The 13,120-nt window shown below is 72.3% G+C and carries 11 protein-coding genes and 1 tRNA gene; 9 read left to right on the top strand and 3 right to left on the bottom strand.

Annotation, left to right across the window (positions count from 1 at the left end; translation table 11 throughout):
- Position 1 precedes the first annotated feature (1 nt).
- The 7 genes from Ani05nite_RS29025 (at position 2) to Ani05nite_RS28995 (ending at position 5,897) form a co-directional block, all read left to right on the top strand.
- A complete protein-coding gene (locus tag Ani05nite_RS29025; RefSeq protein ID WP_203773615.1) occupies positions 2-1,012 on the top strand; it encodes an AAA family ATPase in 1,011 nt (336 codons plus the stop codon).
- 20 nt (positions 1,013-1,032) lie between these two features.
- Complete coding sequence (locus tag Ani05nite_RS29020) at positions 1,033-2,376, top strand: DUF58 domain-containing protein (RefSeq protein WP_239130734.1); 1,344 nt, start codon at positions 1,033-1,035, stop codon at positions 2,374-2,376.
- 1 nt (position 2,377) lies between these two features.
- On the top strand, positions 2,378-2,941 hold the full coding sequence (locus Ani05nite_RS29015; protein WP_203773613.1) for a hypothetical protein: 564 nt from the start codon (positions 2,378-2,380) through the stop codon (positions 2,939-2,941).
- Positions 2,942-3,047: 106 nt separating this feature from the next.
- Positions 3,048-4,403 (top strand): NAD(P)/FAD-dependent oxidoreductase, encoded by a 1,356-nt coding sequence (locus Ani05nite_RS29010; protein ID WP_203773611.1) that lies wholly within the window; start codon positions 3,048-3,050, stop codon positions 4,401-4,403.
- Between the two features lie 69 nt (positions 4,404-4,472).
- A tRNA-Leu gene (locus Ani05nite_RS29005) sits at positions 4,473-4,554 on the top strand.
- 108 nt (positions 4,555-4,662) lie between these two features.
- On the top strand, positions 4,663-5,496 hold the full coding sequence (locus Ani05nite_RS29000) for a Bax inhibitor-1/YccA family protein (protein ID WP_203773609.1): 834 nt from the start codon (positions 4,663-4,665) through the stop codon (positions 5,494-5,496).
- Between the two features lie 83 nt (positions 5,497-5,579).
- On the top strand, positions 5,580-5,897 hold the full coding sequence (locus Ani05nite_RS28995) for a hypothetical protein (RefSeq protein ID WP_239130726.1): 318 nt from the start codon (positions 5,580-5,582) through the stop codon (positions 5,895-5,897).
- Positions 5,898-7,181: 1,284 nt separating this feature from the next.
- Here the strand turns inward: Ani05nite_RS28995 and Ani05nite_RS28990 are convergent.
- From Ani05nite_RS28990 to Ani05nite_RS28980, 3 genes are all read right to left on the bottom strand, one after another.
- Positions 7,182-8,426: an acetyl-CoA C-acetyltransferase gene (locus tag Ani05nite_RS28990; protein WP_203773607.1), complete on the bottom strand. Its 1,245-nt coding sequence runs from the start codon at positions 8,424-8,426 to the stop codon at positions 7,182-7,184.
- Positions 8,427-8,493: 67 nt separating this feature from the next.
- Positions 8,494-9,300, bottom strand: a complete 807-nt coding sequence (locus Ani05nite_RS28985; protein WP_203773605.1) for an SGNH/GDSL hydrolase family protein — start codon at positions 9,298-9,300, stop codon at positions 8,494-8,496.
- A 28-nt stretch (positions 9,301-9,328) separates the two neighbouring features.
- On the bottom strand, positions 9,329-10,423 hold the full coding sequence (locus tag Ani05nite_RS28980) for an SGNH/GDSL hydrolase family protein (RefSeq protein ID WP_377882381.1): 1,095 nt from the start codon (positions 10,421-10,423) through the stop codon (positions 9,329-9,331).
- Positions 10,424-10,621: 198 nt separating this feature from the next.
- Here Ani05nite_RS28980 and Ani05nite_RS28975 point away from each other — a divergent pair, with 198 nt between their 5' ends.
- Together Ani05nite_RS28975 and Ani05nite_RS28970 are read left to right on the top strand one after the other, a co-directional pair.
- Positions 10,622-10,978 carry a YkvA family protein gene (locus tag Ani05nite_RS28975; protein ID WP_203773601.1) on the top strand — a complete coding sequence of 119 codons (357 nt, stop codon included), beginning with the start codon at positions 10,622-10,624 and terminating at the stop codon, positions 10,976-10,978.
- Between the two features lie 49 nt (positions 10,979-11,027).
- On the top strand, positions 11,028-12,386 hold the full coding sequence (locus Ani05nite_RS28970) for a cystathionine beta-synthase (protein WP_203773599.1): 1,359 nt from the start codon (positions 11,028-11,030) through the stop codon (positions 12,384-12,386).
- Positions 12,387-13,120 lie beyond the last annotated feature (734 nt).

Genomic DNA, 13,120 nt, shown 5'->3' with positions numbered 1-13,120 from the left:
GGTGACGGACGCGAGCGTGGAGGCCCTGCCGCCGTACGAGGTGGGCCGGCTGGCCGGCGCTGTCCTGGACTCGGTCGGCAGCGTGGTGGTCGGCAAGCGCGAGTCCCTCGAGCTGGTCCTGGCCGGCATTCTGGCCGGCGGTCACGTGCTGCTGGAGGACCTGCCCGGGCTCGGCAAGACGCTGACCGCCCGCTGCTTCGCCCAGGCGCTCGGCCTCGACTTCCGCCGCCTGCAGTTCACCCCCGACCTGCTGCCCGCCGACGTCACCGGCTCCTTCCTCTACGACCAGCGCAAGGGGGACTTCGCCTTCCGCGCCGGGCCGGTCTTCACCAACATGCTGCTCGCCGACGAGATCAACCGGACGCCGCCGAAGACCCAGGCCGCGCTGCTGGAGGCGATGCAGGAGAAGCAGGTCTCCGTCGAGGGCGTCACATACCGGCTCGACCCGCCGTTCCACGTGCTGGCCACCGCCAACCCGATCGAGTACGAGGGCACCTACCCGCTGCCCGAGGCCCAGCTCGACCGCTTCCTGCTGCGCGTGTCGTTCGGCTACCCGACCCGCGACGAGGAGTGGGAGGTGCTGCGCCGGCGGATGTCCCGCCGCCAGGAGGAGTCGCAGCTGGCCCCGGTGGTCGACGCCCACCGGCTGATGGCCATGCAGGCCGGGCTGGAGCAGGTCGCGGTCGAGGACTCGATCGGCCGGTACATCGTGGCGCTGACCTCGGCCACCCGCGAGCACGCCTCCGCCCTGGTCGGCTCGTCGCCGCGCGGCTCGCTGGCCCTGCTCCTGCTGGCCCGGGCCCGGGCGGCGATGGCCGGCCGCGACTTCGTGGTGCCGGAGGACGTCAAGGACGTGGCGGTCCCCGCGCTGGCCCACCGGATCACGCTGCGGCCGGAGATGTGGCTGCGGCGGGTCGACCCGTCGTTCGTGGTCCAGGAGGTGCTGCAGAACGTGCCGGCGCCGGCCAGCGGCGCCCTGCCGACGTACGCGGGCGGGTACACCGGCCAGTGACAGCCATCGAGCCGCCGTCGTTGCGGGCCGCCGTACCGCCTCCGGCGTCGGCGGCCGACGAGGGGTGGGCGGCGCCCGCCTGGGTGCCCACCCGGGCGCTGGGCCGCACGGTGCTGCTCACCGGCCTGCTGCTGGTGCTCGGCGTGGCCCTGGGCCGGGTCGACCTGGTGCTGCTGGCGGCGCCGTTCGCGATCGGCGCGGCCATCGGGCTGCGCCGGATGCCGCGGTCCGCGCCCGAGCTGACCGTCGACGCGGCCGAGGAGCACATCGTCGAGGGCGGGGAGGTCGGCGCCGGGCTCACCGTGGCCAACCCCGACGTCATCCCGTACGACCTGGTGGTCGTGCGGACCCGGACCTCGCCGTGGCTGGACCTGCCGGACGCCGACCGGCCGTTCGCGGTCACGGTGGCGCCCGACGGCTGGACCGCCGTCGAGCTGCCCGGCCGGGCGACCCGCTGGGGCCGGCACGAGGTGGGCCCCGCCGCGGCCCGGGTCGCCGCCTGCGGTGGCCTGCTCGCCTGCCGCCCGGTCGTCACGCCCGCCCGGCGGGTGCGCGTCTACCCCGAGACCGAGCCGTTCGCGGCCACCGAGGCGATGCCCGCGGCGGCCGGCCTGGTCGGCAACCACCGCTCGCGGCGGCCCGGCGAGGGCGGCGAGCTGGCCGGGGTACGCCCGTTCGCGCCCGGCGACCGGCTGCGCCGCATCGACTGGCGGGTGTCGCTGCGCACCCGCGACCTGCACGTCGCCTCCACCCTCAGCGACCGCGACGCCGAGGTGCTGCTGCTGCTGGACGTGCTCGGCGAGGCCGGGGCGTCCGGCGGCGTCAAGGGCCGGGCGTCGGTGCTGGACACGACCGTCCGCGCGGCCGCCGCGATCGCCGAGCACTACCTGCAGCGCGGCGACCGCGTCTCGCTGATGGAGTACGGCTCCTCGGCCCGCCGGCTGCGCGCCGCCACCGGCCGCCGGCAGTACCTGACCGTGCTCGAGTGGCTGCTCGACGTCCGCGCCGACACCGGCGACCAGGGCCCGCACGAGCACGTGTTCGGCGCCCACCACGTGTCCTCCGACGCGCTGGTGGTGGTGCTGACCCCGCTGGTGGACCCGCGCTCGGCCGACATGCTGGCCGGGCTCACCCAGTCCGGCCGCTTCACCGTCGCGGTCGACACGCTGCCGGCCGGCGCCGCCCCGCCGAACCGCAGCACCTGGACGCCGCTGGCCACCCGGCTGTGGCGGATGGAACGCGAGAACGTGCTGGGCCGGCTGCGCGAACACGGCGTACCGGTGGTGACCTGGGCCGGGGCGGGCAGCCTGGACCTGGTGCTGCGGGACGTGTCCCGGCTGGCCTCCGCACCCCGGGGGCGCTGACATGCTCGACGGCATCACCCGGCGGATCGAGCGGACGCGGACCGTCGCGGCCCGCGCCACCGCCCTGCCGCTGCTCGTCCGGGGCGGGATCGCCCTGGCGTTCGTGCTGGCCCTGCTGGTGGCCTGGCCGTCCGCGCTGACCTCGACGCGCTACGTCGTCCTGCTCGGCCTGGCCGGCGTCTACCCGGCGATCGCGCCGCGCGGGCGGGGCGTGACGTTCGCCGTGCTGGTCGTGGTGGGCGGCTGGATCCTCGACACCACCTGGTACGACGCCCGGGTCGCGCTGTGGCGGGTGCTGAGCCTGGCCGCCCTGCTCTACGTCGGGCACACGCTGGCCGCGCTGGCGGCGGTGCTGCCGTACGACGCGCTGGTGAACGTCGACGTGGTCGGCGGCTGGCTGGTCCGCGCCCTGCTGGTGGTGCTGATCTCGGCCGTGCTGACCGTGATCACGCTGGGCCTGACGGCCGAGCTGGCCGGGGGAGCGTTCCTGGTGGCGACGCTGGTGGGGCTGGCCGCGGCGGTGGCCGTGACCCTGCTGCTGGGCCGGCTGCTGCGCCGGTCGTGACCGGGGGAAATGAAAGCGCAACTTGTGCGTAACGGCCCTTGACCAACGGGGTTGTGCTTGGTCACAGAACCGCGCACGGCGCCGCCCGCATCGGGACAATGAAACGGTGAAACCTCAGCGGATCGTTGTCGTAGGGGCAGGTCACGTGGGGCTCTACGCGGCCCTGCGCCTGTCGAGGAAGCTCAACTCGGCGCAGGCTGAAGTGATCGTCATCGATCCTCAGCCGCACATGACGTACCAGCCCTTCCTGCCGGAGGCGGCGGCCGGCAACATCTCGCCGCGCCACTCGGTGGTGCCGCTGCGCCGCGAGCTCAAGCGCTGCCGCATCGTCTCCGGCGAGGTCACCCGGATCGAGCACGCCCGCAAGACGGTCACCGTCCAGCCCATCGACGGGCCGGTCAAGGAGATCGCCTACGACCACATCGTGGTGGCCCCGGGCTCCGTGTCGCGCACCCTGCCGATCCCCGGCCTGCGCGAGCGCGGCATCGGCTTCAAGACCATCGGCGAGGCCATCTACCTGCGCAACCACATCCTGGACCGGCTGGACATCGCGGCCACCACCCCGGACGAGCAGATGCGCAAGGCGTCGCTCACCTTCGTCTTCGTCGGCGGCGGCTACGCCGGCGTCGAGGCGCTGGCCGAGATGGAGGACGTGGTCCGCGACGGCCTCAAGTACTACCCGGAGCTGGAGCAGCAGGAGCTCCGCTTCGTCCTGGTCGAGGCGTCCAACCGCATCCTGCCCGAGGTCGGCCCCGAGATGGGCGCGTACGCGGCCCGCCAGCTGCAGAAGCGCGGCATCGACATCCGGCTCGAGACCCGGATGGAGTCCTGCGTCGACGGCGAGGTGCACCTGTCCGACGGCGAGGTCTTCCGCGCCGAGACCATCGTCTGGACGGCCGGCGTCAAGCCGTCGCCCATGCTCGACCAGACCGACCTGCCCCGCGGCCCGCGCGGCCACCTCACCTGCGCCACGACCCTGCAGGTCGTCGACGGCGACCGGGTGCTCGACGGCGCCTGGTCGGCCGGCGACTGCGCGCAGGTCCCCGACCTGACCAGCCCCGGCGCCTGGTGCTCGCCGAGCGCGCAGCACGCGGTCCGCCAGGCCTCGGTGCTGGCCGACAACATCCGCGCGGTGATCATCGGCGCCCAGCCCAAGGACTACCGGCACAAGTACGCGGGCAGCGTCGCCAGCCTGGGCCTGTACAAGGGCGTGGCCAAGATCTACGGCATCAAGCTCAAGGGCCTGCCCGCGTGGCTCATGCACCGCACGTACCACATGAGCCGCATCCCGTCGTTCAACCGCAAGGTGCGGGTGCTGGTCGACTGGACGCTGGCGTTCGTGCTCAAGCGCGAGGTCATCTCGCTGGGGCAGCTGCACACCCCGCGGGAGGAGTTCACCCACGTGACGCCGCCGCTGGGCAACGACCGCGGCGCCGAGCCGGTGGGCGCGGGCTCCCGCTGAGCGTGGTTTGTGCCCGTCCGGCGTACTGCCGGGCGGGCTCGACCCGCTACGGTGGGCATCATCACCTCCGCCCGGGTGGTGGAACGGCAGACACGGCCGCCTTAAAAGCGGCTGCCCAAAAGGCGTGCGGGTTCGAGACCCGCCCCGGGCACGTTTTCAGCCTGCTCACAGCTTCCCCGGGCGTCATCCAGGTGGTATTGCGCTTACCCTTGAACGGCACGGCCCCTACGTGCCTCAACCTCAAGGGAGGCTGGACACAGTGAAGACTTCCAACCCGGTGCTCTCGCGCCTCGGCCAGGCGGCCGAGCGGGAGCGGACCGCCGGATACAACCCGGCCGGACCGTACGGCCCGGCCGCCGGTCAGCCGGGTTACGGGCAGCCGTACCCGAGCGCCCCGGGATATCCGGCGTCCGCGCCGGCAGTGCAACCCATGACGATCGACGACGTGGTCGTCAAGACCGTCACGCTCCTCGGCATCACCGGCGTCTCCGCCGTCGCGGCCTGGAACCTGATCCCCGACTCGCTGCTCGGCGTGGCCTGGATCGGCGCCGCGGTGGTCGGCCTGGTGCTCGGCCTGATCATCTCCTTCTCCCGGATGGCGAACCCGGCCCTGGTCGTGGCCTACGCGGTCATCGAGGGCGCGTTCGTCGGCCTGGTGAGCAAGTTCTACCAGGAGATCGCCGGCTACCAGGGCATCGTCCTGCAGGCGGTGATCGCCACCTTCGGCGTGTTCTTCCTGATGGCGTTCCTCTACCGGGCGCGCGTCATCCGGGCCACCCCGAAGTTCGTCCGCGGCATGATCGCGGTCATGGCCGGCCTGTTCGCCGTCATGCTGATCAACTTCGTGCTGTCCCTGTTCGACGTCACCACCGGGCTGCGCAGCAACGGCGCCCTCGGCATCGGCTTCAGCATCATCTGCATCGTCGTCGCGTCGCTGAGCTTCATCCTCAGCTTCAACGAGGTCGAGGAGGGCGTGCGGATGGGTCTGCCGCAGCGCTACTCCTGGACGGCGGCGTTCGGCATCCTGGTCAGCCTCATCTGGCTGTACCTCGAGGTGCTGCGCCTGCTGAGCTTCCTCCAAGGCGACGACTAGCCGCCCCGCCAGCAACACCCGGCAGCGCCCGGCCCGCCTCCCCGCGGACCGGGCGCTGCCCCGTCTGCGGGTAGTGTCGCCGGGTGGGCGCAAATGAGTTCGAGACCGCCGTGCAGCGGCTGATCACGCAGGTCGGGCACTGGGAGGCGAGCCGCTGGAACGCCCCAGCCGCAGCCGGCGACACCACCCGCGCCGAGGCGGTCCGCAAACTCGTCCAACAACTGGCCGACGCCGCCGCGGACGCCGAACAACGCCGGCGCCGCCCGATCCCGCGCCTGGCCGACACGGTCCTGCCCGACCAGCTCCGGGTGATGGCAGACGACCTGCTCATCGCAGAGCCGCCGGACGACGTCCTGTCTTCGGCTACCGAAGCGGTGTCGAGAACCCGGACTCAGCTCTGACGCACTCACCCGCGAGGGCTCACTCTGTGCGGGAGGGGGGCGGCTCTACGGCGCGGCGATTGAGGGCGCGGCGGTTGAACGGGCGCGGCTCGTGGGGCTCGCGCGGCTCGTGGGGGCCGGCCCGACGGGGCGTTGGGGTCGCGGACGGCGTCGTTGCGGTCGCCTTATCTGGGGCTCGCGCGGCTGCCTTGGCCGGCGGGGTTCCTGCGGCTTGCTGGGCTTCCGCGGTCGGCGGGTTTCGCGCGGTTGGCGTGGCTCCCTCGGCTGGCGAGGCCGGCGGGGCCCGTGACGTATGACGGCTCCACGGCTCGCGCGCTTCGGAGGCGTGCGGTGGGTCGGAGGGGCGCGGTGGCTCGAGCGGCCTTGGGCTTGTGTGCTTCGGGCGGCTCGGAAGCCGCGGCTGGACGCGCGGCCTGGGGGCTTGCGCGACTCGGGCGACTCGGGAGCTGCGGCGGGTCGGCGGCTCGCGGGGCTCCCAGTGCACGGCGGGCCGGGGGCGGCGCTCGAAGCCACTAGAGACCTTGATGAGAATCGGCCCCTCTGAGGGCCATGAGTTACCAAGATCTCGACCGGAGGTCCGGGCGCGTAGGTTCCGCGTTCCTCCACGGAAACAACCCGGGCCGACGACGGGGTGCCTCGCGGCAACGGGTAACTCGGGGGTGGCTTCGCTGGCGCTGGGTTGGCGTTAGTGCTGGCTGCGTCGCGCTGGCATCGGCGGCCCAGCGGGACGCCGCGGCGCTGAGATCGTGGGTCAGCAACACCTACCCACACTGCCCACCGCACGAATCTTGGTGAGTAAGGGTGGTCTCCGAGGCTGCGGTGCAACAAGATCCAGCCGACTAGCAGCAGCCGCATCATGTCCGCCCCACCTGCACGGATCTTGGGACGCACAGACGCTTTTCGGGCGCTAAGTCATCAAGATCCGGCGGGGAGGGACGTCAACGGGTGACGCGGAGCCCTGAAGAGCAGAACGAGAAGACTCTGCGCACCGCCAGAAACCGCGCACCGCCAGGAGTCGGGCACGGTCGGAAGCGAGCCGCGGCCGAGACCCCGCACACGGCCGGAAACCGAGAAGGGTGCGCGGAATCAGCAGTGCGATGTCGCCACCAGCTCAAGCCGGATGAAGCCATGCAATCAGCACTCAATCGGCGGGAGCGACGGTCAGTTATCTGCAACCAGGCACGACATGATCTAGATCTTGATCTGGATTTGCTCAGAGCAGAAGCGAAATGCGAACCGCCGAGCCCGACCACCCCCTACGGCAGCCGGACCCGGCGGAAACCTCTAGCTGAGCCGCTCCAGCACCATCGCCATCCCCTGCCCGCCGCCGACGCACATCGTCTCCAGGCCGATGCTCTTGTCGTGCCAGTCCAGGGAGTTCAGCAGCGTGCCGGTGATGCGGGCGCCGGTCATGCCGAACGGGTGGCCGACCGCGATCGCCCCGCCGTTGACGTTGAGCTTTTCCAGCGGGATGCCCAGCTCGCGGTACGAGGGGATGACCTGCGCCGCGAAGGCCTCGTTGATCTCGACCAGGTCGACGTCGTCGATGGTCATGCCGGCGCGCTTCAGGGCCTGCCGGGACGCCTCGACCGGGCCCAGGCCCATGATCTCCGGCGAGAGCGCGGTGACGCCGGTCGACACGATCCGGGCCAGCGGGGTGATGCCCAGCTCGCGGGCCTTGGTGTCGCTCATGACGACCACGGCTGCCGCTCCGTCGTTCAGGGGGCAGCAGTTGCCGGCGGTGATCCGGCCGTCGGGGCGGAACACCGGCTTGAGGGCCGACACGGCCTCCATGGTGACGCCGGGGCGGGGGCCGTCGTCGGTCGAGACGACCTTGCCGTCGGGGGTGGTCACCGGGGTGATCTCGCGCTGCCAGAAGCCGTTGGCGATGGCCTTCTCGGCCAGGTTCTGGCTGCGGACGCCGAACTCGTCCATGTCCTGGCGGCTCACGTCGTACGCCTGGGCCAGGTTTTCCGCGGTGTAGCCCATGCCGAGGTAGATGTCGGGCAGGTTGCCGTCCTCGCGGGGGTCGTGCCAGACGCCGCCGTTCTTCGCGGCCTCGGTGGTGCGGGCCCGGGCCTCGGCGAACTTCGGGTTCTCCCAGCCGCCGCCGACCAGCGCCTGGGCTTCCGGCGGCAGGCCGTCGGAGTTGCCGCGGCCGAACCGGGACACCGTCTCGACGCCGGCCGACAGGAAGATGTCGCCCTCGCCGGCCTTGATGGCGTGGAAGGCCATCCGGGTCGTCTGCAGCGACGAGGAGCAGTACCGGGTCACGGTGGCGCCCGGCAGGCCGTCCAGGCCCAGCAGGGTGGCGACCACGCGGGCCATGTTGAAGCCCTGCTCGCCGCCGGGCAGGCCGCAGCCCAGGTACAGGTCCTCGATCAGCGTGCGGTCGAGCTGCGGGACCTTGCTCAGCGCGGCGTCGATGATGGTCGCGGCGAGGTCGTCGGGGCGCAGGTCCTTCAGCGAGCCCTTGACGGCTCGGCCGATGGGGGAGCGGGCGGTGGCGACGATGACAGCTTCCGGCATGGAGCCCACGTTAACGCGCCGGTAACTTGACGCGGAAGCATCAGTTCGTCACACCAAATTGTCCGACTTATTCCTGGGTCGAGCGTCGGCCCGCCGCCTGGGCCGCGTCCAGCACGGCCGGGTACAGCGCGTGCGCCCACACCCGGTAACCGTCGGCCGAGGGGTGGAAGCCGTCGTAACAGAGGGTGCCCGCGTCCGCCCGGAACACCGCCCCGGTCTCGTCGGCCAGGTCCACGACGACCCCGCCGGCGCTGGTCACCGCGGCCGCCTGGGCCCGGGCCACCCGGCGGCCCACCCAGCCGGTGAGCTGCCGCAGCGGCGGGGCGATCGAGCGTACGGCGCCCAGGTCGGGACACGTGCCGACAACGACCTGCACGCCCGCCTTGCGCAGCCGCCGCACGGCGTCGCCGAGGTGGGCGGCCGACTCCTCCGCGCTGCGCAGGCCGGTCGCGTCGCGGGCCCCGATGAGCACCACCGCCACGTCCGGGCGGTCCCCGAGCAGCGCCCGGGCCACCTGGGTGGCCAGATCGGTCGACCGGGAGCCGGCCACGCCGACGCTGGACAGCAGGACGTGCCGCTGGCCGGTCTCCGGCGTGCCCTCGGCGAGCAGCCGGGCGAGCTGGCCGCCGACGGTCTCGGACAGCCACTCCACCCCGACGCCGATCGCCGCCGAGTCGCCCAGCAGCACCAGCCGCAGCGCGGGGGCCGCCGACGGGCCCATCGAGGTGCGCAGGGCCAGACCCATAGTGGGCTTGGCGTACCGCCGGGTGCGGGCCGCGATCGCCTCGCCCGCCAGCAGCGCGACACTGCCGACTGCCCCGGCGAACAACGTCGTGGCCGTCGCTTTGCCGATCCGTCCCGCCAGGCCCGCCATGTCGCCTCCCTGCCGCAGTGCCACTCCGTCAGTCGACGGCTGTCTGATGATCCGCTGGGGTCCAGCCTACGGCGCTCGGGGCCGACCGGCCGGGCACGCTGCGAACGGGACCGCCGCCGAACGACAACGACGCGGCGCGGTGGCCGAACCACAGACGTGGCTCGCCGAACCACGGATGGTGCCGCAACTGGGCCCAGCGGCCGGCCGGCCCCCGCTCGTGGCCGTCGACCTGCGCCGGGCTGACCTCGGTGCCCGCCGCGCGGACCGCCTCGTGCGCCGCCTCCGGCAGGCTGCGCACGCCGTCGGCGCCGGTGGCGGGGGCCCGGTCGTCCTCGCCGAGCATGGCCATCAGCGTGGGCATCATGACCGCCGCCGCGCGGGCGTAACCCTCGACCGACGGGTGGAAGCGGTCGGAGCTGAACATCCGTACCGGATCGGCCTCGAAGGCCGGGCCGAGCAGGTCGCCGATGGACACCGTGCGGCCGCCGGCCTCGACCACGGCGACGGTCTGCGCGGCGGCGAGCTGGCGGCTCCACCGGCGGGCCAGCCAGCGCAGCGGCGGCTTGATGGGCTGGATGGCGCCGATGTCGGGGCAGGTGCCGACGACCACCTTGCAGCCGACCGAGCGCAGCCGGCGCACCGAGTCGGCGAGGTGGCGCACGGCGGCGTTGCGGGCCGAGAAGTGGGTGACGTCGTTGCCGCCGACCAGGATGACGGCCACCTCCGGCTCGTACTCCAGGGCGGCGTCCACCTGGTACGGCAGGCCCGACGACATCGAGCCGACCACGGCGAGCCGGTGCAGGCGGACCGGCCGGCGCAGGCGTCGCGAGACCCCCGTGGCCAGCAGCGCTCCGGGGGTCTCGCGGGGCCGGTGCACGCCGTACCCGGCCGCGGTGGAGTCGCCGAGAATCACCATGCTCAGGGGCTTGCCGGGGAACTTCGGGCCGTACACGCCGTCGCCGCGGGGCGGGGGCGCCTCCGCCATCGGGATGATCCGGCGGGCCTCGGCGGCCTGCCGCAGCAGCACGCCCGCCGAGAGGACGGTCAGCCCCGCCGCGGCGCCGGTGACGCCGCCCGCTACCTGACCCGCGAAACGGAGGCGCTGCCACTCCGTCGCCGTCAAACTGCGCACCTGCCGCACGCTCTCCCTCGCTCTCGCTCGGTGGGAACCTGCCCGTCAGCCGAGGGTCGAGAAGCCCGGCTGCCGGCGATGGTGGGGCTTTCGAGGCTAACTCGCCCATGCGACAACTGTCTGAACCCCGCGCCGAGAGGGCACTACTAGCGCATTGCCGTCATGCTGGTGAGAGCGAAAGGGGACGACATGGCCAGAACGTTGCGCCGGACCGCCGCGTTCACGGCGCTGGCGAAGGCGCTCATGGCAGGGGCCCGCGGCGGCCCGTCGATCGGCAAGCGCGTTTCCGCGCTGCCCCGGATGATCAAGGCAACCGCCAAGGGCGAGTACGACGGCGGCCTGCGGGTGGCCCTCATGACCGCGGCGACGCTGTACGTCGTCTCCCCGATCGACGCCGTCCCTGAGGCGGCCCTGCTGGTCTTCGGGCTGGCCGACGACGCGGTGATGATCACCTGGCTGGCGGGTTCGGTGCTGAGCGAGACCGAACGCTTCCTGGAGTGGGAGAAGGCGCGCGACGCCGTCCTGCCGGGTTCCGTGGTGAGCTGAGCCGTAGGCTGGCCGGATCCAGGTCAGCAGCGCAGAAGGGCACAGCGACGTGCGGTACTACGACAATGTCGTCGACATCATCGGGGACACCCCCCTGGTACGGCTGCACAGCGTCACCGACGGCATAGCGGCGACCGTCCTCGCCAAGGTCGAATACTTCAACCCCGGCGGATCCGTGAAGGACCGCATCGCCCTGCGGATGGTCGAGGACGCCGAGAAGGCCGGCCTGCTCCGTGAGGGCGGCACCATCGTCGAGCCGACCAGCGGCAACACCGGCGTCGGCCTGGCCCTGGTGGCGCAACTGCGCGGCTACCGGTGCGTCTTCGTCTGCCCGGACAAGGTCAGCGAGGACAAGCAGAACGTGCTGCGGGCGTACGGGGCCGAGGTGGTGGTCTGCCCGACCGCCGTCGCGCCGGAGGACCCGCGCTCCTACTACAACGTCTCGGACCGGCTGGCCCGGGAGATCCCCGGCGCGTGGAAGCCCGACCAGTACAGCAACCCGGCCAACCCGCGCTCGCACTACGAGGAGACCGGTCCGGAGCTGTGGAAGCAGACCGAGGGCCGGATCACCCACTTCGTGGCGGGCGTCGGCACCGGCGGCACCATCACCGGCGTCGGCAAGTACCTCAAGGAACAGGGCCCGGTCCGGGTCATCGGCGCCGACCCCGAGGGCTCGGTGTACTCCGGCGGCAGCGGCCGGCCGTACCTGGTCGAGGGCGTCGGCGAGGACTTCTGGCCGGAGACGTACGACCGCGGCATCTGCGACGAGATCATCGAGGTGTCCGACTCGGACTCGTTCGCGATGACCCGCCGGCTCGCCCGCGAGGAGGGCCTGCTGGTCGGCGGCAGCTGCGGCATGGCAGTGGTCGCGGCGCTGGAGGTGGCCCGCAAGGCCGGCCCCGACGACGTGGTCGTGGTGCTGCTCCCGGACGGCGGCCGCGGCTACCTGTCCAAGATCTTCAACGACACCTGGATGGCCCGCTACGGCTTCCTGACCACCGGCGGCGACGAGGCCACGGTGGCGGCGGCCCTGGGCGCCAAGAGCGGCGCGATGCCGCCGCTGGTCCACGTGCACCCGACCGAGACGGTCCGCGACGCGATCGACTACATGCGCGAGTACGGCGTCAGCCAGCTCCCGGTGCTCAAGGCCGAACCCCCGGTGGTGACCGGCGAGGTGGCCGGCTCGATCGCGGAGAAGGCGCTGCTGGACGCGCTGTTCACCGGCCAGGCACACCTGCACGACACCATCGAACGGCACATGGCCGAGCCGCTGCCGATGATCGGCGGCGGGCAGCCGGTGAGCGAGGCGGTGTCGCTGCTGGAGCACGCGGATGCGGCGATGGTCCTGGTCGACGGCAAGCCGGCGGGGGTCCTCACTCGGCAGGATCTTCTCGCGCATCTGTCCTGAGCAAGATCAATTTCATGTCGTGGGTGGGTGCATGGTGCTGACCGTCGCTCCCGCCGAACGCGGGGTTCGTGCTTTGTTCTAGTCGGTTTCTGGTGAGTGCATGCTGGGCTTGGGGGCGGGGATGCCCCACTTCGGGCGGTCAGGCTTGATCCCTGCGTGGGGCATCCCCGCCGCCGAGCCCTGGTGTGGTTCGGGTGGGTGCCTTCGGCTGCTGGATCCTGCGGTGGGCGGCCGGGGGCTCGGCGGCTTTGCGGCGCGGTGCTGGCGCTACGGCGGCCTTCGCGTTGCGGCTGTGCGCCTGCTCGGTTTGCCATGTTTCCGAGCTTCGCCGCGCTTCCCCGAGGTTGCCGTGCGTCCGCGCTGCGCTTTGCGCCCACGCGGTTCGCTTCGCTTGCGCGGTTCGCTTGCGCCTGCGCGGTTCGCCGTGCGCCCGCGCGGTTCGCTTGCGCCGCGCGGTTCGATGTGTACCCCGCCCTTTTGCCGCGCGGCCTCCCGTCTCGTCAGTTTCTCGACGCGTCAGGTTGCCGACCCGATGCCAGAATTTTCGACCCTGTCCGCACCGCCGCGCTGCACCTTCGAGGTCGCTCTTCGGCCGAATCTTGTGGCTCCCGCACCCAAGGAGATGCCTTGGCTCTCCAAGGTCCGCGATGGGGGACCACCGGATCTTGCTGGCGCCGCGCTGTCGCGTCCTGGGGGTCGCTTGTCGGTTGGATCTTGTGGTTGTCGGGTCCAGG

It is taken from the genome of Actinoplanes nipponensis, assembly GCF_016862275.1.
Taxonomy (GTDB): Bacteria; Actinomycetota; Actinomycetes; order Mycobacteriales; family Micromonosporaceae; genus Actinoplanes; species Actinoplanes nipponensis.
The sequence above is the reverse complement of the archived record's forward strand: the minus strand, read 5'-3'. Positions and strand labels throughout refer to the sequence as shown.